Source organism: Amycolatopsis sp. NPDC003676 (assembly GCF_053587275.1).
The window spans coordinates 12,356-35,481 of record NZ_JBSFNS010000027.1 but is presented as its reverse complement, the minus strand read 5'-3'; the positions used below and the strand labels follow the sequence as shown (position 1 = coordinate 35,481).

At 68.8% G+C, this 23,126-nt stretch carries 24 protein-coding genes; 15 read left to right on the top strand and 9 right to left on the bottom strand.

Annotation, left to right across the window (positions count from 1 at the left end; translation table 11 throughout):
• Positions 1-6: 6 nt before the first annotated feature.
• On the top strand, positions 7-480 hold the full coding sequence (locus ACWDNU_RS18355; RefSeq protein ID WP_449669728.1) for a pyridoxamine 5'-phosphate oxidase family protein: 474 nt from the start codon (positions 7-9) through the stop codon (positions 478-480).
• Here the strand turns inward: ACWDNU_RS18355 and ACWDNU_RS18350 are convergent.
• Positions 477-1,445, bottom strand: coding sequence for a zinc-binding dehydrogenase (locus tag ACWDNU_RS18350; protein ID WP_449669727.1), 969 nt, complete (start codon positions 1,443-1,445; stop codon positions 477-479). The two genes, ACWDNU_RS18355 and ACWDNU_RS18350, sit on opposite strands and share 4 nt — an antisense overlap.
• A gap of 149 nt (positions 1,446-1,594) precedes the next feature.
• On the opposite strand from ACWDNU_RS18350, the gene ACWDNU_RS18345 reads away from it, so the two are divergent.
• From ACWDNU_RS18345 to ACWDNU_RS18330, 4 genes are all read left to right on the top strand, one after another.
• Positions 1,595-2,362 (top strand): helix-turn-helix transcriptional regulator, encoded by a 768-nt coding sequence (locus ACWDNU_RS18345; RefSeq protein WP_449669726.1) that lies wholly within the window; start codon positions 1,595-1,597, stop codon positions 2,360-2,362.
• Positions 2,363-2,437: 75 nt separating this feature from the next.
• On the top strand, positions 2,438-3,907 hold the full coding sequence (locus ACWDNU_RS18340) for a flavin-containing monooxygenase (protein ID WP_449669725.1): 1,470 nt from the start codon (positions 2,438-2,440) through the stop codon (positions 3,905-3,907).
• The gene (locus tag ACWDNU_RS18335) at positions 3,904-4,764 is read left to right on the top strand and encodes a metal-dependent hydrolase (RefSeq protein WP_449669724.1); all 861 of its coding nucleotides are present in this window, start codon (positions 3,904-3,906) and stop codon (positions 4,762-4,764) included. Before ACWDNU_RS18340 ends, ACWDNU_RS18335 begins: the two co-directional genes overlap by 4 nt.
• The gene (locus ACWDNU_RS18330) at positions 4,761-5,759 is read left to right on the top strand and encodes a PDR/VanB family oxidoreductase (RefSeq protein ID WP_370933083.1); all 999 of its coding nucleotides are present in this window, start codon (positions 4,761-4,763) and stop codon (positions 5,757-5,759) included. The genes ACWDNU_RS18335 and ACWDNU_RS18330 overlap by 4 nt, the downstream gene beginning before the upstream one ends.
• Here the strand turns inward: ACWDNU_RS18330 and ACWDNU_RS18325 are convergent.
• Complete coding sequence (locus ACWDNU_RS18325; RefSeq protein WP_449669723.1) at positions 5,756-6,040, bottom strand: YciI family protein; 285 nt, start codon at positions 6,038-6,040, stop codon at positions 5,756-5,758. The two genes, ACWDNU_RS18330 and ACWDNU_RS18325, sit on opposite strands and share 4 nt — an antisense overlap.
• A gap of 195 nt (positions 6,041-6,235) precedes the next feature.
• Here ACWDNU_RS18325 and ACWDNU_RS18320 point away from each other — a divergent pair, with 195 nt between their 5' ends.
• The 4 genes from ACWDNU_RS18320 to ACWDNU_RS18305 all read left to right on the top strand — a co-directional run bounded on the left by ACWDNU_RS18320 (position 6,236) and on the right by ACWDNU_RS18305 (position 9,473).
• On the top strand, positions 6,236-6,811 hold the full coding sequence (locus ACWDNU_RS18320) for a SigE family RNA polymerase sigma factor (RefSeq protein ID WP_051172562.1): 576 nt from the start codon (positions 6,236-6,238) through the stop codon (positions 6,809-6,811).
• Positions 6,812-6,863: 52 nt separating this feature from the next.
• The gene (gene nagA, locus ACWDNU_RS18315) at positions 6,864-8,054 is read left to right on the top strand and encodes an N-acetylglucosamine-6-phosphate deacetylase (protein WP_344266539.1); all 1,191 of its coding nucleotides are present in this window, start codon (positions 6,864-6,866) and stop codon (positions 8,052-8,054) included.
• A 32-nt stretch (positions 8,055-8,086) separates the two neighbouring features.
• On the top strand, positions 8,087-8,638 hold the full coding sequence (locus ACWDNU_RS18310) for a hypothetical protein (protein WP_449669722.1): 552 nt from the start codon (positions 8,087-8,089) through the stop codon (positions 8,636-8,638).
• A 130-nt stretch (positions 8,639-8,768) separates the two neighbouring features.
• Complete coding sequence (locus tag ACWDNU_RS18305; RefSeq protein WP_449669721.1) at positions 8,769-9,473, top strand: DedA family protein; 705 nt, start codon at positions 8,769-8,771, stop codon at positions 9,471-9,473.
• A gap of 64 nt (positions 9,474-9,537) precedes the next feature.
• Here ACWDNU_RS18305 and ACWDNU_RS18300 read toward each other — a convergent pair whose 3' ends face one another.
• From ACWDNU_RS18300 to ACWDNU_RS18290, 3 genes are all read right to left on the bottom strand, one after another.
• Positions 9,538-10,932 carry an FAD-binding oxidoreductase gene (locus tag ACWDNU_RS18300; protein WP_182892825.1) on the bottom strand — a complete coding sequence of 465 codons (1,395 nt, stop codon included), beginning with the start codon at positions 10,930-10,932 and terminating at the stop codon, positions 9,538-9,540.
• 50 nt (positions 10,933-10,982) lie between these two features.
• A complete protein-coding gene (locus ACWDNU_RS18295; protein ID WP_449669720.1) occupies positions 10,983-11,579 on the bottom strand; it encodes a class I SAM-dependent methyltransferase in 597 nt (198 codons plus the stop codon).
• 75 nt (positions 11,580-11,654) lie between these two features.
• Positions 11,655-12,536: an SDR family oxidoreductase gene (locus ACWDNU_RS18290; RefSeq protein WP_449669719.1), complete on the bottom strand. Its 882-nt coding sequence runs from the start codon at positions 12,534-12,536 to the stop codon at positions 11,655-11,657.
• Between the two features lie 89 nt (positions 12,537-12,625).
• On the opposite strand from ACWDNU_RS18290, the gene ACWDNU_RS18285 reads away from it, so the two are divergent.
• Positions 12,626-13,204: a TetR/AcrR family transcriptional regulator gene (locus ACWDNU_RS18285; RefSeq protein WP_449669718.1), complete on the top strand. Its 579-nt coding sequence runs from the start codon at positions 12,626-12,628 to the stop codon at positions 13,202-13,204.
• Between the two features lie 712 nt (positions 13,205-13,916).
• Here ACWDNU_RS18285 and ACWDNU_RS18280 read toward each other — a convergent pair.
• Positions 13,917-15,431 (bottom strand): MFS transporter, encoded by a 1,515-nt coding sequence (locus ACWDNU_RS18280; protein ID WP_449669717.1) that lies wholly within the window; start codon positions 15,429-15,431, stop codon positions 13,917-13,919.
• A gap of 89 nt (positions 15,432-15,520) precedes the next feature.
• On the opposite strand from ACWDNU_RS18280, the gene ACWDNU_RS18275 reads away from it, so the two are divergent.
• Complete coding sequence (locus ACWDNU_RS18275; RefSeq protein WP_370933070.1) at positions 15,521-16,093, top strand: TetR/AcrR family transcriptional regulator; 573 nt, start codon at positions 15,521-15,523, stop codon at positions 16,091-16,093.
• Positions 16,094-16,324: 231 nt separating this feature from the next.
• On the opposite strand, the gene ACWDNU_RS18270 is transcribed toward ACWDNU_RS18275, so the two are convergent.
• Complete coding sequence (locus ACWDNU_RS18270) at positions 16,325-16,750, bottom strand: PPOX class F420-dependent oxidoreductase (protein ID WP_344266564.1); 426 nt, start codon at positions 16,748-16,750, stop codon at positions 16,325-16,327.
• Between the two features lie 262 nt (positions 16,751-17,012).
• Here ACWDNU_RS18270 and ACWDNU_RS18265 point away from each other — a divergent pair, with 262 nt between their 5' ends.
• The 4 genes from ACWDNU_RS18265 (at position 17,013) to ACWDNU_RS18250 (ending at position 21,831) form a co-directional block, all read left to right on the top strand.
• Positions 17,013-17,540: a MarR family winged helix-turn-helix transcriptional regulator gene (locus tag ACWDNU_RS18265; protein ID WP_370933068.1), complete on the top strand. Its 528-nt coding sequence runs from the start codon at positions 17,013-17,015 to the stop codon at positions 17,538-17,540.
• Positions 17,537-20,167, top strand: coding sequence for an MFS transporter (locus tag ACWDNU_RS18260; RefSeq protein WP_449669716.1), 2,631 nt, complete (start codon positions 17,537-17,539; stop codon positions 20,165-20,167). Before ACWDNU_RS18265 ends, ACWDNU_RS18260 begins: the two co-directional genes overlap by 4 nt.
• Positions 20,164-20,988, top strand: coding sequence for a YceI family protein (locus tag ACWDNU_RS18255; RefSeq protein ID WP_354740776.1), 825 nt, complete (start codon positions 20,164-20,166; stop codon positions 20,986-20,988). Before ACWDNU_RS18260 ends, ACWDNU_RS18255 begins: the two co-directional genes overlap by 4 nt.
• Before the next feature lie 165 nt (positions 20,989-21,153).
• The gene (locus ACWDNU_RS18250; protein WP_449669715.1) at positions 21,154-21,831 is read left to right on the top strand and encodes a DedA family protein; all 678 of its coding nucleotides are present in this window, start codon (positions 21,154-21,156) and stop codon (positions 21,829-21,831) included.
• Positions 21,832-21,834: 3 nt separating this feature from the next.
• Here the strand turns inward: ACWDNU_RS18250 and ACWDNU_RS18245 are convergent, their stop codons facing one another.
• Positions 21,835-22,245, bottom strand: coding sequence for a VOC family protein (locus ACWDNU_RS18245; RefSeq protein WP_370933064.1), 411 nt, complete (start codon positions 22,243-22,245; stop codon positions 21,835-21,837).
• Positions 22,246-22,377: 132 nt separating this feature from the next.
• Positions 22,378-23,121 (bottom strand): SDR family oxidoreductase, encoded by a 744-nt coding sequence (locus ACWDNU_RS18240; protein ID WP_449669714.1) that lies wholly within the window; start codon positions 23,119-23,121, stop codon positions 22,378-22,380.
• Positions 23,122-23,126 lie beyond the last annotated feature (5 nt).

The following is a 23,126-nucleotide window of genomic DNA, read 5'->3' as shown; positions in this document are numbered from 1 at the left end:
AGCGCCATGTCCCGTCGCGACCAGATCCGGATGACTCCGGGCGAGGTGCAGGCCTACCTGGCCGAGCAGAAGGTCATCAACGTGGCCTCGGTCGGCCCGAAGGGCAGGCCGCACCTCACCGCCCTCTGGTACTACCCGCACGAGGGCGGGGTCGCGACGTGGACGTATGGCACCTCGCAGAAGGCGAAGAACCTGCGACGGCTGCCCGAGGCGACCGTACTGATCGAAAGCGGCGACGCGTACGACCAGCTGCGCGGGCTTTCGTTCGAGGCCGATGTCGAGTTCGTCGAGGACACCGACCAGGTCACGGCGATGGGGATCGCGCTGATGATGCGCTACTCCGGAGCCGAACCAGGCGCGCCGGTGCCCGACGAGCTGCGGACCTTCATCGAACGGCAGGCCCCGAAGCGGCTCGGGCTGATCCTGCGTCCGACGAAGATCGCGAGCTGGGACCACTCGAAACTCGGCGGCACTTACTAAGGCACCAGGGCGACAAAGCTCAGCCCAGAAGTACGTTCCGCCAGGTCAAGCGCGCTTTCCGGGTCGTCGAGGCCCACCTTCAGCAGCTCCACCGCGGAGAGGTCCAGTACGCCCGAGCGAACCAGGTTCCACACCCTCGTCACGGTCTCGTCGTCGCTCATCCAGGAGCCGCGCAAGGTCAACCTGCGGTGCATGAAGTCGCTGTACGGAATGGTCAGGTCCTGGCGTACGCCACCGACGAGCACCAGCGTGCCGCGCACGCGCAGGCTGTCGTAGGCGGCCATCGTCGCGTCGGCCGTGGGCGTGGCACCTAGAGCGTCGAGGGCGATGTCCACCGGGCTGATCGCCGCCGCGTCCGTCGCGCGATCGCCGGTCAGCTGATGGGTACGCACGCGCGGACCGAGTTCGGCCAGCCGGTCGAGCGCGACCTTGTTGCGGCCCACCGCCGTCACCGTCGCCGCGCCTTCGGCCAGCGCCAGCATCACCGCCGCGCCGCCCATCTGGCCGGTCGCGCCGAGCACCGCGACATCGCGCCCGGCCAGCGGACCTGCCGTGCGCAGTCCCGCAGCGGCAACGCAAAGCCACGGCAGAAACGCCAGCCGCGCCGGGTCGGGGTAATTCTCCGCACCGGGCAGTTTGACCATGGTTTCCTTGGCGCACAACGCTTTCTCCGCGAAAGCACCGTCACGCCACACCTCCCGCATGCGGTCCGTGCGTTCGGTGCTGCCGGAAGCGCCGAGGCCGACCCAGCCGACCAGGATCTCGTCGCCGTCGCCCGCGTTGAGCAGCGCCGTATCCAGCACGACGTCGCCGGGCGCGACATGGAAGACATCCGGCGCGACATCGGTCACCCGTCCGATGCAGGAAGGGCCAAGAATCAACGGGGTCAGCAGGCCGCCGCGCCCGCCCGTCACGACCGTTTTCGTATAAGCCGGGAGGTGCGCGGCGAGTACCTCCACAACCACGCCACCGCCCTGGAGAGAAGGCTCCGGAACTTCGGAAAGGCGCAGGTCGTCGTCTTGTGAAGCAACAGTCCAAGCTCGCATACGACAAGCCTCGCGCGCCGTTAAGCTGGTATCCAGAATCGCTTTATTCTGGTACTGGAGGTTCTAGGGTGAGCGTCGAACTGGGCACCTTCCTGCGCAGCCGCCGCGAGCGGATCGCCCCGGCCGACGCGGGTCTGCCGATCACCGGACGCCGCCGCACGCCCGGGCTGCGCCGCGAGGAATTGGCCCTGCTCGCCGGAATCAGCGCCACCTGGCTCACCTACCTCGAACAGGGCCGCGACGTCCGCCCGTCCGACCAGGTGCTCGACGCCTTGGCCCGCGCACTTCGGCTGACCAGCGCCGAGCAGGAACACCTACGCCGCCTCGCCGACGGCGGAAAAACCCCCGAGGACGCTCCCGAAGAGGCTGCGCCCGAGGTCGCGGGCGTCCCGGCGATGCTGGGCGACAACCCCGCGTACGTCACCGGAATCTGCTACGACCTGCTCGCCTACAACGACGCCGCCGCGGAGCTGTTCCGGAACATCGAACCGGGTGCCAACGTCGTCCGCTGGATGTTCACCGAGCCCGCCGCGCGCGAGGTCCTGGTCGACTGGGAGCAGGAGGCGCGCAACATCCTGGCCCGGCTGCGAGCGATCGCCGGACGGCATCCTGACCACCCGCGCGCGACCCGGCTCGTGGCCGAGTTGACCGAGGCGAGTCCCGAGGTGCGCGAGTGGTGGCCGCACTACGAAATCCAGTTCAGCCACGCAGGTCACAAGCGCTTTCGGCACCCCAGGCTGGGCGTGGTCACCGCGTCGCACGCCGCGTTCCACGTGGCCGAGCGGCCGGAGCAGACGCTGGTGGTCTATCGGCTGCCGAGTGGTACTGACGAGTAGGAAGTACTTTCAAGTAACTGTTACCTGAGGTAACATCAACGCTGCCAGACCCCCAGCGCAGCGGAGGCCGACAAGATGACCGAGCGGTTCAAGGTCGTGATCGTGGGCACCGGGTTTTCCGGGCTCGGCCAGGCGATCCAGCTCGAAAAAGCGGGCATCCGGGACTACGTGATCCTGGAGAAGGCCGACGAGGTCGGCGGCACCTGGCGGGACAACTCGTACCCGGGCTGCGCGTGCGACGTGCAGTCGCACATGTACTCGTTCTCCTACGCGCAGAACCCGGACTGGAGCCGGTCGTTCTCGCCGCAGCCGGAGATCTTCGACTACCTCAAGGGCGTCGCTGACAAGTACCGGCTGCGCGACCGGATTCGCTTCGGCGTCGAGATCACCGGGGCGCACTGGGACGAGGGCGAACGCCGCTGGACGATCGAAACCAAGGGCGGCACCGAGTTTTCCGCGCAGTTCCTCGTCGCGGGCGTCGGCGGGCTGCACATCCCGCAGATCCCGAAGCTGCCCGGGATTTCCAAGTTCAAGGGCCAAACCTGGCATTCGGCGCAGTGGAACCACGAGTTCGACCTGGCGGGCAAGCGGGTCGCGGTGGTCGGCACCGGCGCGAGCGCGGTGCAGTTCGTGCCGAAGATCGCGCCCGAGGTCGGCGAACTGACGCTGTTCCAGCGCACGCCGCCGTGGATCATGCCGAAACCGGACCACGCGATGCCAGGCTGGGCCAGGCAGTTGTTCAAGCGCGTGCCAGGCACGCAGCGGCTCTACCGCAACGCGTTGTACTGGATGCTCGAATCCCGCGCGATCGGGTTCAACGGCCATCCGAAACTCATGCAGGCCGCCGAGGTTCTCGCGCGCAGGCACATCGCGAAGGGCATCAAAGACCCCGCGCTGCGCCGGAAAGTCACGCCCGACTACACGATGGGCTGCAAACGCGTCCTGCTGTCGAACGACTATTTCCCTGCACTGGACCGGCCGAACGTCGACGTCGTCACCGACGGTATCGCCGAGGTCCGCGCGCACAGCATCGTCGACACCGCCGGGGTCGAGCACGAGGTCGACGCGATCATCTACGGCACCGGCTTCAAGGTGACCGACGCGCTGGAGTACCTCGACATCACCGGCGTCGACGGCCGCAATCTCGCGAAAACCTGGGCCACCGAAGGAATCCAGACGCACAAGGGCATCACCGTGTCCGGGTTCCCGAACCTCTTCTTCCTGCTCGGCCCGAACACCGCGCTCGGCCACAACTCCGTGGTGTTCATGATCGAATCGCAGTCCCGCTACGTGGTCGACGCGATCCGGCTGGCCGATTCGCGCGGTGCCGCGGCGCTCGACGTGCGCCCGTCGGTGCAGGACGAATTCCAGGAACAGATCCAGGACAAGCTCGTCAAGGGCGTGTGGACCCAGGGCGGCTGCAAGAGCTGGTACCTCGACGCGAAGGGCGTCAACCGGACGATCTGGCCGGGCTTCACCTGGCGGTACTGGCTGGAGACCCGCCGCGTCGAGCCGAGCGACTACGAACTGAGCGGCCGGTCATGAGTGCCGACCACGAACAGATCGTGCTCCACGCGCGCGACGTGGAGTTCGACTGGTCGAAGCTGCCGATGCACTGGATTCCCGGGCAGCCGCAAGCCACACACAGCATCAACGTGCTGCATCTCGCGCTGCCCGAAGGCGAACGCTGGTTCGTCGAGGTGTTCAAGCAGGCCGTCCCGCTGATCCGCGACGAGCGGCTCAAGGAGGACGTGCTCGGGTTCATCGGCCAGGAGGCGATGCACGCCGAGGCACACGACGGCGCGGCGGAACATCTTGAGTCCGCCGGGGTTTCCGTGCGGCCCTACATCGCGCAGATGGAGTGGATGTTCCGGCGGCTGCTCGGCGACCGGCCCGGATCGAGCCGGGAGTGGCTGATCGAACGGCTCGCGCTGGTCGCCGCGATCGAGCACTACACGGCGTTTCTCGGCCAGTGGATCCTCGACGCGAAGGAACTCGACGCGGCCGGAGCCGACGAGACGATGCTGGATCTCCTTCGGTGGCACGGTGCCGAGGAAGTCGAACACCGGTCGGTGGCCTACGACCTGTTCTGCCACCTCGACGGCCGTTACGGTCGGCGAGTGCGTTCGATGATCGTGGTGACGCCGGTGCTGGCGTGGGTTTTCCTTCGCGGGACGCGATTCCTGATGAAGAACGACCCGACGCGACCCGGCCGCACCAGCTGGCGGGCATACCGGCGCGCCGCCCGCCAGGGGCTGCTGCCGGGACCGCGCGAACTGCTGCGCGAGATCCGGCCGTACTTCCGGAAGTCCTATCACCCCACCGAAACCGGCAACACCGACCAGGCGGTGGCGTACCTGGCGAGTTCGCCCGCGGCCAAGGCCGCCGACGCTCCGCGATGACCGCACCGCAGTTCCCGCCCCGGCTCGACGGCAGCGGCAAGCGCGACCGGCTGATGTCCACTTTGGTCGCCGTCACCGCGACCTACCGGCGGCTGGCGGAGATTTCCGGCCGACGGCGTCCTCCAGTGCAGGAGGTCGACCGGCGGCTGCCGTTGGTCGTCGACGCCGTGCGCACTGAGGCCGACGGTGTGGTGAGCCTGCGCCTCGTGCGGCCAGACGGAACTTCGCTGCCCACTTGGCGTCCAGGCGCGCATATCGATCTGCTGCTGCCTTCAGGGGAAGTGCGGCAATACTCGCTGTGCGGCTCGCCTTCCGACCTGTCGCACTACCGGATTGCCGTGCGACTCATCGGTTCCGCCTCCGCCGAGGTCCACGCGCTCACCGCCGGAACTCGCGTCACGGTACGCGGTCCGCGTAACGCTTTCCCGTTCGTCACCGCGCCCGCGTACCACTTCATCGCGGGCGGAATCGGGATCACGCCAATCCTGCCGATGGTGCACCGCGCGGAGGCGATCGGCGCGGATTGGCGGCTGGTCTACACCGGCCGCGACCGGGAGTCGATGCCGTTCCTCGACGAACTCCCGGCCGAGCGGGTCCGGATCCGGCCGGACAAAGAATTCGGCATGCCCGCGTCCGGCGCGGAACTGCTGGAGGAAATGCCCGCCGGCGCGTCGGTGTACTGCTGCGGACCGGTGCCGATGATCACCGGCGTCCGCGTCGATCTGGCCCGCACCGGCAACGCCTCGGTCTACTTCGAACGATTCTCGCCGCCGCCGATCGTGGACGGCGAGCCGTTCCAGGTGGTCTTGCGCCGCAGCGGACACACCCTCGACGTGCCCGCCGACCGTTCCACGCTCGACGTGGTGCGCGAGGTGCTGCCGGACGTGCCGTACTCATGCCGGCAGGGCTTCTGCGGCACCTGCGAGGTGGCGGCCGAAGACGGCGGGCGCGTGCGGATCTGCGTCGACCGCGGGCCCGCCGTCCTGGAGCTCTAGTTCTGCGGGGGCACCCAGTCGCCGAGCACCGGCTTGAACTCGCGGACAGTGCGCTCGGCCACGACGCCCTCGAGCGCGTACGGGTCGTTGTCGATCAGCTCGTTCAGCGCCGCCTCGTCCTCGGCCTGCCAGAGCACCAGCCCGCCGGAGTTGTCGGCGAGCGGACCCGCGACGGCCACGCGACCTGCCTCGACGTGCTCTTTCAGGTAGTCCCGGTGCCGCGGCCGGACGTCGGCCAGCTTCTCCTGGACGTAGCGGATTTCGACGAGGTACCAGGCCATGCGCTTACTCCCGGGGTGAACACGACGGTGACGCCGCAGACGCTACCGGTGACCGCCGGGCGGACGCACCATGCGAGCGGTGGCAGCGGAAGGCCAACCCGATAGGCTAGGCGCGGGCGGAACCTGTGTGCACGCTGAGCCCATCGCGCGCCAATGGGCCTGCTGAGCGGACACGTCGAGGACAGGCGGGGATACATGCTGGAGGGGAACGCGGAACGCAGCGTCGAGGCGACCCTCGGCCACCTGCGGACCATGGACGGGCCGGTCCCGGCGCAGCCGCCGACCGCCCCGTTGAACCTGGAGGACCTCTACCGGCAGCACCGGATGCGGCTCGTGCGACTCGCCATCCTGCTGGTCGACGAGCCCGCCACGGCCGAGGACGTCGTGCAGGAGGCCTTCACCGGACTGCACCGCAACTGGGGAAGGCTGCGCGACGCCGCCGCGGCGGTCGGCTACCTGCGCACCGCGGTGGTCAACGGATCGCGCAGCGTGCTGCGCCGGCGCAAGACCGCGCGCGAGTACGTGCCCCCGCACGCGGTGAACGCCCGGTCCGCGGAAAGCCTCGCGATGCTCTCCAGCGAGCACCAGGCCGTGGTCAACGCCCTGTCGAAGCTTCCGCCGCGCCAGCGCGAGGTGCTCGTGCTGCGCTACTACGGCGGGCTGAGCGAAGCGGAGATTTCGGAAGCCGCGGGCATTTCGAAGGGCACCGTGAAGTCAACCGCCAGCCGGGCGCTGGAGGCGTTGCAGAAGGCAATGCAGCCGCCCCAGTGACCTGGGCGGACCAATCTCGCGCTGGTCGGCCCTCTCTGGTCCAGACCAATATATGCTGGACCGCGTGAAGCACCCCGGAGACTTCGTCATCACGGGCGGCCGCGTCGTGGCCCCGGACCGCGTACTCGACGACGGCTGGCTCGCCGTGTCCGGCGGACAGATCGCCGCGGTAGGCACCGGCACGCCCCCGAGCAGCCCGGATGCCGCGACGGTCGACGTCGCCGGCGCGCTGGTCGTCCCCGGCTTCGTGGACACCCATTGCCACGGCGGCGGCGGTGCCTCGTTCTCGACGCTGGACCCGGACGAGATCCGCACCGCGGTCCGCGCCCACCGGCGGCACGGCACCACGACCATGCTCGCGAGCCTGGTCTCCGACCCGATCGATCTGCTCACCGAGCAGATCGCCGCGCTGCGCGAACTCGTACAGGAGGGCGACCTCGCGGGCATCCATCTGGAAGGCCCGTTCATCTCGCGCGCCCGCTGCGGCGCGCACGATCCGGACACTCTGCGTGAACCGGACACCGGCACCGTCGAGAAGCTGCTGCGCGCCGGGCACGGCTCCATCCGGATGGTCACGCTCGCGCCGGAGCTGAACGGCGGCGTCAAGGCTGTCCGGCAACTGGCGGAGTCGGGCGTGATCGCGGCGATCGGCCACACCGACGGGGTCGCTGACCAGCTGGTTCCGGCCATCGACGCCGGGGCGACGGTCGCCACCCACCTGTTCAACGGCATGCGCCCGCTGCACCACCGCGAGCCGGGCCCGGTCGGCGTGCTGCTCGACGACGAGCGCGTGACCGTCGAGCTGATCTGCGACCTGGTCCACCTGCACCCGACGGTCGTGCGGCTGGCCGCGCAGCACGCGGGGCGCGGCCGGACGGTGCTGATCACCGACGCCATGTCGGCCACCGACGCCGCCGACGGCCGCTACACCCTCGGCAGGCTGGCGGTCGACGTCCACGACGGCGTCGCCACCCTGGACAACGGTTCACTCGCCGGAAGCACGCTGACCATGGACAACGCCTTCCGCAACCTGGTGAAGGGTGCGAAACTCGACGTACTGGACGCCGTCCGGGCGACGTCGGCGCGGCCGGCCGAGCTGCTCGGCATCGCCGACCGCACCGGCGCGCTGCGCCCCGGCCTCGCCGCGGACGCCGTGATCCTGGACGACGACCTGCGCCCGTCCCGGGTACTGCACCGGGGCGAATGGGTGGCCGAGGCGGGCCGGGCTACCTTGAGTACGTGACGAGCTAGCACTTCGACAGGCGGACGGAGCGGATGAGCGAGCCGAAAGACCCGGAACGGTTACTGGCCGACGCGCTGCGTGCACAAGCCGTCTTCGCTCCGCACGTCGTGGCGAACCCGGTCGACGAGCAGGCCGAGTCCGGGACCGGTGCGCAAGGCGCGGTCCAGCCTGGTGCTTCCGGCACAGGTTCGTTCAGCGCGGCCGGCGGACCCGGCATTTCCGGCCCCGGTGCTCCCGGAACCGGCTCGTTCAACGCCGCTCCGGCTTCCGGCACCGGGTCCTTCGTTCAGACCGGCGCGCCGTCGCAGACCGGTCCGACCACCGAACTGCCGCCCAACTACGGGCTGTTGTCCGGCGCGGGCGCGGACTCGCTCGCCCGCGAACGCGCCGCCCTCGACGCGGCCGACCACACCTCGCCCGGCACGACCGGCTCGATCCCGCCGGTCGGGGCCAGCGACGAGACGGTCCGCCGTCCCGTGCAGGCAGCCCAAAGCGGCCCGCTGCCCGCGCACTGGGTGCTGTTGCTGGCCGTGCTGCTGGGACTGGCCGCCGGATCCGTCATCGGCCTGCTGACGCTGATCTGAGGCCTTGTTGCCCGGACGGCCACTCCGGCAGGGCACTCCCGGGCCGAGTTCTTAACCCCGATCCCACACCGATGACCTGCGATTCCTTGCCCGATGAGGCCACCGTGAGTCACCCTGTACCGTTTTCGGTGTGATTCTCGCCCAGAACACAGTGACCACCATGTCCCTGCTGCCGTCGTGGCTGGACCCGCAGCATCTGCTGAACGGGCTGACGGCGCCCGTGATCGCCGTGCTGTGCTTGATCATCTTCATCGAGAGCAGCATCTTCCCGGTGCTGCCCGGCGACTCGCTGCTCTTCACCGCGGGCCTGTTCATCGCGAACGGCACGCTGAAGGCGCCGCTGTGGCTGGTGTGCGTGCTGGTCACGGTCGCCGCGCTGCTGGGCAACGTCGTGGGGTACTACCTCGGCTACTTCGTCGGGCCGAAGCTGTTCAGCAGGCCGGACTCGAAGTTCTTCAAGCAGGAGTACGTCGACAAGACGCACAGCTTCCTGGAGAAGCACGGTCCGAAGGCCGTCGTGCTGGCCCGGTTCGTGCCGTTCGTGCGGACGTTCATCACCTGGATCGCCGGCATTGGCCGGATGGACCCGAAGCGCTACTTCACCTACACGATCATCGGCGGCATCCTCTGGGCCGCGGGCATCACTGTGCTGGGGTCGCTGCTGGGCAACATCGGCTTCATCCGGGACAACGTCGACGCGATCTTCGTCCTCATCGTGCTGGTGTCGGTGGTGCCGATCGCCATCGAGTACCTGAAGAGCCGCCGCGAGAAGAAGGCCCGCCCGGCCGACGATTCCGCCGACGTCACGCAGCAGATCCCGCGCGTGCGCGACTGAGCTTTTCTTGGCTGACCGAAGCGGCGTCCGGACTTTTCCGGACGCCGCTTCGTCGTTGCTGGGGTCAGTCAGTCATGGAAAACATCGAGCCCGGGTTGAAGAGGTTTTCCGGGTCAAGGGCTTGTTTGATCTGCCGGTGCACGCGGATCCCGACCGGGCCGATCTCGCGGGCGAGCCATTCGCGCTTGATCTTGCCGACGCCGTGCTCGCCGGTCACCGTGCCGCCGAGCGACAAGCCGACCTCGAGGATCTCGTCGAACGCCTGCTGGGCGCGCGCGAACTCGTCCTCGGAATCGGGCGCGTACACGATGGTCGGGTGCATGTTCCCGTCCCCGGCGTGGCCGACGACGGCGATCTTGAGCCCGACCTTCTCGCTGATCCGTTCGCAGCCGCGGATCAGTTCGGCAATCCGGGTGCGGGGCACGCTGACGTCGTCGGTGAGCCAGACGCCGTAGGTCTCCAGCGCGGTCAGCACGACGCGGCGGGCCTGCAGCAGCATCTTGCCCTCTTCGAGATCGTCCGTGGCGTAGACGAGGTCCGCGCCGCAGTCGGTGCAGATCTGTTCGAGCAGCGCCAGCTCGCGCCGGGCCGCCTCGCCGCCCGCGTCGGACTGGCCGAGCAGCAGGGCCTGACAGTCCGAGCCCGCGCCGAGGTCGGTGTTGAGGTAGGTCTCGGACGCCTTGATCGACGCCGCGTCCATGATCTCCAGCAGCGACGGCACGAGCCCCTCGCGCACCGCCCGCGCGACCGCTTCGCCCGCCGCCTCGGTGGTGTTGAATCCGGCGACAAAAGTGGCCGGGGCCTGCGGAAGCGGTCGTAGCGAGACGGTCGCCTGGGTGATGACGCCGAGCGTGCCCTCGCTGCCGATGAACAGCTTGGTCAGGTCGTACCCCGCGACGCCCTTCACCGTGCGGCGGCCGGTTTTCAGCAGCGATCCGTCCGCGAGCACGACTTCGAGGCCGAGCACCGAATCCGTGGTCACGCCGTATTTCACGCAGCAGAGGCCGCCGGCGTTGGTGGAGAGGTTTCCGCCGATGGTGCACCAGTCGTAGCTGGACGGGTCCGGCGGATAGAACAGGCCGTGCTTTTCGACGGCGGACCGGAAGTCGAGGTTGACGACACCCGGCTGCACGACGGCGAGCCGGTTGCCCGCGTCGACCTCGACGATCTCGTTCAGCTTGGTCAGCGAAAGCACGACACAGCCGTCGATCGCGTTGGCCGCGCCGGAAAGCCCGCTGCCCGCCCCGCGCGGCACGATGGGGACTCTCGCTTCGGCACAAGCCCGGACAGTCGCCTGCACTCCCGCGGTATCCGCCGGAAGCACTACCGCCAGCGGTTTTCCCGAGGGAGCGAGCGGCATCATGTCGCGCGCGTAGGCGTCGGTGACGTCAGCGTCGGTGAGCACCGCGGCCGGGCCGAGGTCGTCCCGAAGCCGCTGGAGGAGGGCGTCGTTGCTCATTCCCGCATGGTAAACCGGGAAGTTCGCAGTGCGGAATATTAATTCCGATATTAGCTGGTCCGCTGGGCGCGCAGGACGGTGTCGCGGGTGTGCGCGGTGCCTGGCGGGGCAGGCGACACCCGCGGTCGGCTCTCGTTGACGAGGACGGTCCACTCGTCGCCGAGAACCCGCGCGATGTCGTCGGGCTGGCGGTAGCCGGAGTGCTCCGGCCCCAGGTCGCGCGGATCGTGACTGGCGAAGAGGAAGGTACCGCCGGGCGCGACCGCGTCGAGCAGCTTTCGCAAGACCCCGTCGTCGGGGCGGAGCGGGAAATACTGGACGCTGACCAGGTCGAACGCCCTAGCCGGAACCGGACTCGCGGCCAGATCCGAACACACCCAAGCGATCCCGGCGTTAGCGGCAGCCGCCCGCTGGAGTGCGGTGCGCGAGATGTCGAGTGCCGTCACCTGCCAGCCGTGCGCGGCCAGCCACCGCGCATCGCCGCCTTCCCCGCACCCGACGTCCAACGCCTGCCCCGGCGGCAACCCTTCGACCTCGGTGACGAGGACGCCATTGGGCTCACCACTGAAGACCTGCTCGCGGCTGCGGTAGAGGTCTTCCCAGAACTGCGCGTCGTGTGGTGCTTCGGATTCGCCGGACGGAGCCATTTTCGTTACCACCTCCGCCGTTCACGATTCCGCTGACCGCGCCGGACGGCAAGGTTCTTTGCTGGAACCGCAAAATCAGCCCCGAAGGTTCTCCAGGTCCGCCAGCAGGCCGGGGTGTTTCGGCGTCCAGCCGAGCGCTTGCTGGGTGTGCGCGCTGGAGGAGGGCTGATCGGTCGCGAAAATGGGACCGAGCGGCCCATAAGTCGCCTCCGGCACCGATTCGACCGGGAGCCCCAGCCGCCGTCCGATCACCGCCGCGATGTCCGCGACCCGAACGCCTTCGTCGGCGACCGCGTGCCAGGCCGTACCGGGCTCCGCCTTCTCCAAAGCGAGCCGGAAAAGCACCGCCGCGTCGAGCGCGTGCACCGCCGGCCACCGCTGCGAGCCGTCGCCCGGATAACCGGACACTCCCGTTTGCCGGGCGATATTGGTCAACAGACCGGCAAACCCGCCCTCGCCGTTGTTGTGCACCGTGCGCGGCAGGCGCACCGCGGACGTCCGGACCCCGCGATCCGCGAACCCCAGCACCTCGGCGACCGTGCGCCCCCTCCCGCCGACGGGCCCGTCCGTCGAAACCGGGTCAGCCTCGGTCGACGCGCGACCCGTCGCATACGGCGTCCCGGAAACCGTGACCAGCGGCCGATCGCTGCCGACGAGCGCCTCAGCCTGCGCCTTGAGCGCCGCCGTTTCCTCGGCGACCGCGTTCGCGAGGGCTTCGTCGCTGCTGAACGCATTGGCGAAGGCGAGGTGCACCACCCCGTCGGCCTTGGCCACGGCCTCGCGGATGACGGCCAAATCAGCCAGCGCACCCCGCACCGGCTCAGCACCAGCCTTTTCGGCCGCCGCGGCGGAGGCTTCGGACCGAGCGAGCGCCAGGACGGAGTGGCCGTTGTCCAGCAACTCGGCGACGACCGCGGAACCGATCAACCCGGTCGCTCCGGTGACGAACACGCGCATGGATTTCTCCCTCACAGTGATGGGACTCTTGTCCCGTCACACGCTACCAGCATGACGGGACAAAGGTCTCATCACATAGGATGGTTTTCATGGCCCGATGGGAACCCGGAGCGCGCGAACGGCTGGTCGTCGCGGCCGTCGACCTGTTCGCCGAACAGGGCTACGACGCCACGACGGTCGCGCAGATCGCTGAGCGCGCCGGCGTCACCAAGAGCACGTTCTTCCGGCATTTCCCGGACAAGCGGGAACTGCTGGTGGCCGGACAGGAAACGCTGAGCCGGCTGCTCACGGAGGGAATCGCCGACGCGCCCGCCGACGCCAGCCCGCTGGAAGCAGTCGCGGGAGGTCTGCGCCGCGCCGCGACCGCGATGGGCCCGATGAACCGGGAACTCGCCCCTCGGTTGAAGGCCGCGGTTGCGGCCAGCACGGAACTGCAGGAGCGGGACGCACTGAAGAGCGTCGGCCTCGCCGCGGCGATGACGGCCGCACTGACCGCCCGAGGCCTGCCCGACGCGACCGCGGCGCTCGCCAGCGAGTTGGGGGTGCTGGCTTTCAAGCGGGGTTATTTCGCGTGGTCGGAGAGCGATCGCGGGGATGACGCTGATCCGGCGGAGTATTTGGTGGCTGCGCTGGAGGAGCTTCGCGCGGCCAGCGCTTCGTTGGGTTGAGAGGCGGAGCGGATCCTGCTCACTTGCCCGGCTCGCGATGCTGAAGTCTGTGAGGGGAACCCTGAGGGAATCTGATTCCCTCAGGGTTCCCCTCACAGACTTTCGCAGGAGCGAACCCACCGGCCCCGGCAGCTGCTCCCGCGCCATTGAGTCGGGCGGGATCCGAGCAACGCCAAAGGTTTCCGCTCGCTTCAGAGCCCACGAGCATCTCGATCCGTCTCTGAGCCCCGAGCATGTCGAGCCGGACGGTACCCGCGCTCGTCAAGCCGCAACGCATTGCCGCCCGGCCGGAAGCCTTTCCTTGTCCGCTAAGCGAAACTGCGCGTCCCGTCAAGCAGGCGACTCTTGCTCACCCGCCTGACGGGACCGAATGAGAATCTTCGCGCGGCCAGCGCTTCGCTGGGCTGACCGGCCGAGCCAATCCGGCTCACTCCCGCGGACTGGCCCGGCGCACGCCGGCCGTGGTCCGTGAGGGGAGCGAACCCACCGAGCCCCGCAGCTGCTCCCGCGCCGTTGGGCCGGACAGGATCCGAGCAGCGCCAACGGTTCCCGCTCACCTCAAAGCTCCGAGCATCTCAAGCCGGACGGGTACCCGCACTTGTCACGCATCAACGCATTGCCGCCCGGCCGGGCCCCTTTTCCTTGCCCGCCAAGCGAAACTGCGCGTCCCGTCAGGCAGGCGACTCTCGTTCGCCTGCCCTACGGGCCTGGGTCACGCCGACATCGCAGCCTCCTCCGGCTGCTCCGCCTGCGGACGGTTTCGACGGCGTCCCAACAGGAAGTACGCCTGCACTGCCGTGTACACGAGGATCGCGGCACCCACCCACGCACTCGTGTGCAACGCCGTCACGAAGGACTCGCGTGCGGTGCTCAGCAACTCCGCACCTTCAGCGGCGGGCATGCCATGCGCAGTGGCTACCGCACCGCCCAGGGTGTCGTGGGCCGCGGCGGGCGTGGTGGCTGGCAGGCCTGACTGGTAGACCGCCGTGGCGAGGCTGCCCAGCAGAGCCGTGCCCAGTGCTCCGCCCAGTTCGTAGCCCGTTTCCGAGATCGCCGACGCGGCGCCTGCGCGGTTGACCGGGGCGGCGGAGATCACGAGGTCGTTCGTGAGGGTTTCCGACAGCGCCACCCCGCCGCCGACCAGGACGAACGCGATCACGACCGCGGCCAATCCGGCGTCGGCTCCGATCGTTGTCAGGACCAGGAAGCCGGCCGCGCCGAGCAGCAGGCCCAGGCTGACCAGGACCGGCACCCGGACTCGGCGGGCGAGCCACGCGGCCGCCAGGGCGCCGACGACTCCGGCGACCGTCGCGGGCAGCATCCACAGGGCCGCGACCAGCGGCTTCAGGCCGAGGACCAGCTGCAGGTACTGCGGCAGCAGGAACAACAGCCCGACCAGAGCGAACACACCCAGCAGGTTCGTGATCACCGAACCGGCGAACTGGCGGTTGGCGAACAGGCCGAGATCCAGCATCGGCTGGTCAAGCTGCCGTTGCCGGCGCACGAACGCGACACCCAGCGCTAGCCCGGCGACGATCGCGAAACCGGCTGGCCAGGTGATGCCCTCCGTCGCGGCGATCTTCACGCCGTAGACGACCGGCAGCATCGTGCCCAGCGACAGCAGCGCCGACCACGGGTCGAAGCGGCCCGGGTTCGGGTCGCGGAATTCCGGCAGCAGCACCGGGCCCGCGACGAGCAGCAGCACCATCACCGGGACGTTGATCAGGAAGACCGAACCCCACCAGAAGTGCTCGAGCAGCCATCCCCCGACGACCGGGCCGACCGCCATCCCTCCGGAGAACGCCGCGCTCCAGATCGCGACCGCGGTGCGCCGCGTGCGGTCCTCGGTGAAGATGCTCCGGATCAGCGACAGCGTGGACGGCATCAGCGTCGCGCCGCCGACGCCCAGCAACGCCCGCGCGACGATCAGCATCAGCGGCGACGTGGCGAACGCCGCCAGCACCGAGGCCGCGCCAAACGCCGTGCCGCCGATGAGCAGCAGCCGCCGCCTGCCGATCCGGTCGCCCAGCGTGCCCATGAAGACCAGCAATCCGGCCAGGACAAACGAGTAGACGTCGACGATCCACAGCTGCTCCGCACCCGTGGGCGCGAGATCCTCGCTGAGATAGGGCAGGGCGAAGCCCAGGACTGTCGTATCCACGCTGATCAAGAGGACCGGCAGCACCAGCACTGCCAAAGCCCACCACTGGCCTCCGCGCCGCACCATGGCGCACTCTTCCTTTCTTATACCGTCCAGACGGTACAGTTTCGTTCCTGAGGTAGAAGGTAAACCGTCTGGACGGTATAGTCAAGGTGATGGCTAAACCTTCAGCACGTGAACGCATCCTCGGTTCGTACGAGGTCATCCTCGCCGACCGCGGCCCGGCCGAGATCACGCTCGACGCCGTCGCGGCGCACGCCGGGGTGTCCAAGGGCGGCCTGCTCTACCACTTCGGCTCGAAGGACGCCCTGCGCGACGGCCTGCTCGAACGCCTGGAGCGGCTGACCGACGACGACCTCGAACGCGCGCGGGGCGCGCCGGAGGGCGTGGTCCGCTACTACCTGCGCTCGGCGATCACCGACGTCACGAGCGACCTCGCGCTGCACCGCACGACGATGGCCGCGATCCGCTTGGTGCTCAACGACCCGATCGCGGCGGAGGTGTCGCGGCGCTGCACCGAGCGCACCCGCGCGCTGATGCTGGAACACATCGAGGACCCGCTGACGGCGGAGCTGGTGATGCTGGTCGGCGAGGGCCTCTACATGCGCGCGGCACTGGGCGAAGAGGCGACGGAAAGCCTGCTGGCGCAGATCGACGAGATCGCGGACCGGATCCAGGCCGGGGCACCGGCCGAGGCGACAGTCGCGGCGGGGCACCGGAAAAGCTGAGTCGCGACGCACGGCGAGAAGCAGCGCGCCCGAACCGGGCCGCGGTCTCACGCAGGGCTTCGACGGTGGGCAGGTCGACGGCCTTCGTACCCGGCTGCCGTGCCGGGTCAGCTCCGAAACAAACCACCGCCGGGCACCTAGCCGCACCCGACTTCACGTCCGTGAGGGCCCCCTGAGGGACTCTGATTCCCTCACGACCCGAAGGCGCGCAAGCACGCCCAGCCGAAAACCTCAGCGAGCCAACCCGTAAACCCGCTCGATCTCCACCGTCAGCACCAGCCGCTGATCCGCCACCATCGCCGCCCGGTACTCCGCCCAGTCGGGATGCTCGCCCGCGACCTTGCGATACAACGCGATCAACGCCTCCACCGCCTCGTCGTCCGGCGCCGCGGCGACCGGCGACAGCACCGCCCGCCCCTCCGCCACCGCGTACGACCAGCCATTCGACGACGCCACGTGGTAACTCACCCGCGGATCCCGCCGCATGTTCTTCGTCTTCGCGCGCGTGTCCGTGATCGACACCTGCAACTGGCGGGCGTCGCGGTCGAAGTAATGGGTCACCGTCGACAGCTGGGGACGGCCGTCCCGCTTCAGGGTCGCCAGGACCCCCTGCTTGCCCGCCGCGATGAGGTCGTAGAGCGCTGTGTCGTCAGTCATACCCCTACAAGGCCCGGCGAGAAGGATCTGTTCCCGCCCCGAAACCCCGAGTGAACCCCGGGTGACCAGCGGCGTCCGCATATCGGGAGAAACCGGACGCCACCCCTCCGGTTGAAATCTGCTTGCATGCGGCAACTAAAGTGTCCTGTGACACAACCAGGGGTCGGCCGCTTGCGAAATACGCCGTACGGGCACACTCTTGCTTAAGGCAACTAGTTGCAGTCGCCAACCAATGGTTTGCTCCGCCCCAAGGAAGACCCACATGGCACCTCAGAACTCCGCCGTCAGGCCCGAGGCCGACCTCGACATCGCCGACCAGCTCGGACACGAGCTGGTCCGGTTCATGCGCTTGATCACCAAGGCGAAGTCACAGGTCGCCAAACACGGTCCGGACGGGATCGAAAGGGCCGCGTACGCGATCCTCTTCTGCCTCGTCCACGAAGGCCCGCAACGCACCAGCAAGCTGGCCGAGTTCCTGCACTCGGAGATCTCCACGATCAGCAGGCAGTCCAGCTCGCTCGTGCAGCACGGACTCGTCGAACGGCAGGCCGACCCCGAGGACGGCCGCGCCTGCTTGCTCGCCCCGACCGCCGAAGGCCTGCGCGTCTTCGACGAAAACCGCAAGCACCGCGCCCGGTGGCTGGCCGAAGTACTCGGCGACTGGAGCCAGGAGGAGCGCGAGACGCTCAACGAGCTTCTCGCGCGGCTCAACACAGGTATCGAAAAGAACAATCCGTCGCTGTCCGACACCACAGCGCCGGCACAGGCCAAGGGGGCCTCGAACGCATGACGTCCACCGTTGAAAAACAACCTCAGTCGCGAGGGGGAGCGCCCGCTGACGACAGCGAGAGCGGTCCGCGGCTGACTCACCGCCAAATCGTCACGATCATCAGCGGCCTGATGTGCGGCATGTTCCTCGCCGCGCTCGACCAGACGATCGTGGGCACCTCGATCGTCCGGATCGCCAACGACCTGCACGGCTTCGACCTGCAGGCGTGGGCGACCACGGCGTACCTGATCACGTCGACGATCGCCACGCCGATCTACGGCAAGCTTTCCGACATCTACGGCCGCAAGCCGTTCTACCTCGCCGCGATCGCGATCTTCGTCGCCGGTTCGGCCGCAGCGTCGTTCTCGACCTCGATGTACGAACTGGCCGCGTTCCGCGCGGTGCAGGGTCTCGGCGCCGGCGGTCTGATGTCGCTGGCCATGACGATCATCGGCGACGTGGTCCCGCCGCGGGAACGCGCGCGGTACCAGGGGTACTTCCTCGCCGTGTTCGGCACTTCGACGGTGCTCGGCCCGGTGCTCGGCGGCTTCTTCGCCGGCTTCGACAGCCTCGGCGGCCTGCACGGCTGGCGCTGGGTCTTCCTGATCAACGTGCCGATCGGCATTATCGCGTTGTTCGTCGTCGCGAAGGTGCTGAATGTCCCGCACAACCGCCACGACCACAAGATCGACTGGTGGGGCGCGCTCACCATGGTCATCGCCGTGGTGCCGTTCCTGATCGTCGCCGAACAGGGCCAGAAGTGGGGCTGGGGCGACCAGAAGTCGATCTGGATGTACATCATCGGCGGCGTCGGCATCGTGCTGTTCATCGTCGTCGAGAAGCTGATGAAGGACGCCGCGCTGATTCCGTTGCGGCTGTTCAAGAACTCGACCTTCACCGTGGCCATCATCGGCGGCGTGATCGTCGGGGTGGCGATGTTCGGCGCGATCACGATGATCCCGCAGTACCTGCAGGTCGTGCAGGGCTACACGCCGACCGAATCGGGTCTGCTGATGCTGCCGCTGATGGTCGGCATCATGTCCAGCTCGATCATCTCCGGCAAGATCACCTCGAAGACCGGGCGCTACAAGATCTTCCCGGTCGTCGGCACGATCCTGATCGCCGCGGGCGCGTTCTTCTTCGCGCTGGTCAAGTACGACACCCCGATCTGGCACCCGCTGGTGGCCGCCCTGGTCATCGGTCTCGGCCTCGGCCAGTGCATGCAGACGCTGATCATCGCGGTGCAGAACGCGGGCCCGCGCAAGGACATGGGCGTGTCGACCGCGTCGGCCACGTTCTTCCGCCAGATCGGCGGTACCGCCGGTGTCGCGGTGTTCCTGACGATTCTGTTCAACGTGCTGCCGGGCAACATCACCAAGGCGTTCGGCGGGCACCTGCCTCCGGGCGGGGGCGCCAACCTCGGCGACCTGTCGAGCAACACGAGCGTCATCCAGACGCTGCCGGAAGCGGTGCGCACGCCGATCCTGATCGGCTTCACCGAGTCCATCACCACGGTGTTCTGGGTCGCCGGCGGCGTCGCGCTGCTGGCCACGCTGGTGCTGCTGTTCATGAAGGAGATCCCGCTGGCGGGCATGAACCCGGCCGCGGCCGCGGTCGAAGGCGGCGAGGCGCTGCTGGACTTGGACGAGACCGCTCCGGTCCCGGCCAACGACGACACCACGGAGCTGAAGACGGGTTCGCTGTTCGAGGAGGCCCCGAAGCAGGAGCCGGTACTGGTCGGAGCGGGCGGCAAACACGCACTGACCAACGGTCACGGCGACGCGCAGGCGGTGGCCGACGCCCGGCCGATGCCGATCACCAATTCGCTGGCTGACGCCGAATTCGGCACGACCACCGGCTCGGGCGGCGTCCCGGTCACCGGCCACGTGCGCCGCCAGGACGGCAGCCACGTGAGCGCGGCCGCGCTGACCCTGATCGACCAGCAGGGCCGTCAGGTGGCGCGGGCGACCGGCAACGGCGACGGCAGCTACTCGATCCCGACCCAGGGTCCGGGAACGTACGTGCTGATCGTGTCCGCTCCCGGGCACCAGCCGCAGGCCTCCAGCGTGGTGGTCGGCGGGCACCCGGCGAACCTGGACGTCACGCTCACCGGTTCCGGCGAGCTGACCGGCGTGGTCCGTTCGATCGGCACCTCGACCCCGCTGGCCAACGCGACGGTCACGCTGACCGACTCGCGCGGCGAGGTCAACGGCGCGTTCATCACGACCGAGGACGGCGTCTACACCTTCAGCGGCGTCGGTGCCGGGCAGTACACGCTGGTCGCGAGCGGCCCGCACTACCGCCCGGTCGCGGTCACGCTGACGGTGCCGGACAGCGGCGTGCTCCGCCACGACGTCGAACTCGCCGGCGCGGTGCTGCTCCAGGGCGTCGCGCGCACCGAGGGCGACCGGATCGTGCCGGACGCGCGGATCACCGTGCTCGACGCGAACGGCAACGTCGCGGCGGTGGCCCGCACCGACAGCGAGGGCCGGTATGTCGTCAGCGACCTGCCGATCGGCTCGTACACGGTCGTGGCGAGCGGCTACCCGCCCGCCACCAGCCAGGTGACGCTGAACGACGGCGAGGCGCAGCACGACGTGCGGCTGAGCTACGACCAGGCGCTCGACGAGCTGGTCGACCGGTCATGAGCGGGGGCCTGCGCGCACAGCTGCGCTCGAACGGCGGATGGCCGGTCGAGAACGCGGTGCTCACGGTCACCGACCTCAACGGTCGCCAGGTCGCGCGGCAGGTCACGGACGCGAAGGGGGCAGTGGTCACTGACCCGCTGCCCCCGGGCGTCTACACCGCCGTGATCACCGCGCCGGGGTACACGCCGCTGGCCCGCACCGTGCAGATCGGCTCCGACGGGGCCGGGCTGCTCGGCGACATCGCGCTCGTGCCGGTTTCCGGCGCGGTCGAGCTGCCGCCGGAGGGTCCGTGGACGATCGACCCGATGCACTCGTCGGTGGTCGCCACCGCGCGGCACATGGGCATCGCGAGCATCAAGGTGCGGTTCCCGGACGTGGCCGGGCGGATCGAGGTCGCCCGCCCGGTGGAACGGTCGACGGTGCACGCCGAGATCAAGGCGGGCAGCATCGAAAGCGGCATCAAGATGCGGGACGACCACCTGCGTTCGGCCGAGTTCCTCGACGTCGACGCGTATCCGCTGATCACGTTCGAAAGCACCGGGCTTTCCCAGCTCGGCACGGACAACTGGGCGCTGCGCGGCGTGCTCACGCTGCACGGCGAACGCCGCGACGTCACGCTCGACCTGCGCTACACCGGGCACGGCCCGGACCCGTGGGGCGGCGTGCGGGCCGCGTTCCACGCCGAAACGCAATTGCACCGCAACGATTTCGCGATCAACTACAGCGCGATGGTGCGGGCAGGCGTGGCCGCGATCGGCACGACCGTCAAGGTGGAGCTGGACATCGAGGCGGTGCAGGGCGAGTCCCTGCCGCAGTTCTAGAGAAAACCGCGACAGGCCGCCCGGGAACTGTTCCGGGCGGCCTGTTCGTTGTCCTGGGCGAAAAGGGTGAACAGTCTGGTTACCCCAGGAATACCCAAAGTCACCGAATGCGGAGGATTCGATGGTTGCGTACTGCAGCCGCTTCCCGCCACGTAGGCTCTTCGCGTGAACCTCGACGCCGCCCAGCCCGCGCACGCCGCGGGAATCGGCCTGAGCTGGCTGGACACCGCCGGCCCGGTGCTCGTCTGGGTCATCGTGCTGTCGTTCGTGCTCATCGAATGCGCGCTCATCATCGGGCTGTTCCTGCCCGGCGATTCGCTGCTGTTCGGCGCGGGCGTGGTGCTCGCGCAGCACGGCTCGGACCTCAACGCGTGGCTGCTTTCCGCGGCCGCGCTGCTCACCGCCGTGTTCGGCAACCAGATCGGCTATTACATCGGCCGCGGCGCGGGCACCACGCTGATCGCCCGGCGCGGCGGCCGGATGCTCAACCGGCGCAACCTCGAACGCGCGCAGGAGTTCCTGGACCGCAAGGGTTTCTTCGCGATCGTCGCGGCCAGGTGGATCCCGTGGATCCGCACGCTGGCCCCGCTCATCGCCGGCGCCGCGCGGATGGATTCGCGCCGGTTCCTGCTCGCCACCACCGTCGGCGGGCTGCTGTGGGTGCCGACGCTGGTGCTGCTCGGCTACTACGGCGCAGGACTGCTCGACGCCATCCCGTGGGTCAAGACCGCGGCGCTGTGGGTGAGCATCGCGTTCTTCGTGTTCGGCACCGCGTACGGCGTGCTGCGCTACCGCCAGGAAATGCGGCGTCCGGTCGACGAACCCGACGACGCGCACGCCTGATTTTCAGGACGGGTCGGACCAGACTTCCAGCTGGATGCCGTCCGGATCGCGGAACACGATCACCGCCGAACCTTCGAAGGTCTGCGACTGCGTCGCGGGCAGGTAGGAAACGCCGTACTCCCGCAGGCGGTCCTCCCATTCGGCGACCTCGGCACGCGACGAAACCGAGAACGCGACGTGGTCCAGACCAGTGCGTCTTTCGTCGAACACGGGTCTCTCAGTGTCCGGATGCTGGACCAGCACGACGGAGAAACCGTCTCCCGCCGAACGCAGAACTACTTTGCGCACCCCGGTTTCCGGGTCTTCGCGCCGATGGCTTTCCTCGAGGTCGAGCACCCGGACGTACCAGGGAACACTTCGGTCCACATCGGTCACGGTGAGCGCCAGATGGTGCACAGACGTGAGCTTGGGCATGACTTTCGCGGCCGTCCTTTCAACCCCTCGTTCCAGACTCGCACACCGGGACAACCGCTACGGGCGAGTTCACCGAGTTCCGGGGTCAATCGTGATCTGCCCGTCTCCGGGCGTCTCACTGTCCGAGATCGATCAGCGGCCGCCGCCGACTTCGAGCACCGCTCCCACCGTGTAGGACGCTTCCTCGGACAACAGCCACAGCACGGCCGTCGCGATCTCTTCCGGCTGGCCGGCGCGCAGAAGCGGGATGCCCGCGCTGAGCCGCTCGAGCCGGTCCGGCATTCCCGCGGCGGCGTGCAATCCGGTCTCGACCAGGCCGGGGGATACGACGTTGACCCGGATTCCTTCGTCGGCAACCTCCCGCGCGAGGCCGAGGCTGAGCGTGTTGACCGCCGCTTTGGACGCCGCGTAGTGCACCCACTCGCCCGCTGACGCGTTCCGCGATGCCGTGGACGAAACGTTCACGATCGCGCCGCCAGAGCCGCCGTAGCGCGTGGACAGCCGCCGCACCGCCTCGCGGCAGCACAGGAAAACGCCGGTGACGTTGATGTCCAGCACTCGCCGCACGGTCTCGACGCTCTGCTCGTCAAGCCGGCCCGGGGTGTTGCCGGTGATGCCCGCGTTGTTCACCAGGCCGACGATCGGCCCCACCTCGGCCGCCGCCGAAAAAAGCTCGCTGACCTGCTGTTCGTCCGACACATCGGCGCGGTGCGCAAGCGCTTGCGCACCGTGGGAACGCACCCGCTCGGCGACCTCCTCGGCCGCGGCTTGGTCGCCGGAGTAGTTCACCACCACGTCGTAACCGCGAGTCGCGGCCAGTTCGCAGATCGCCGCCCCGATGCCCCGGCTGCCGCCGGTGACGATCAAAACCCCCACAGGTC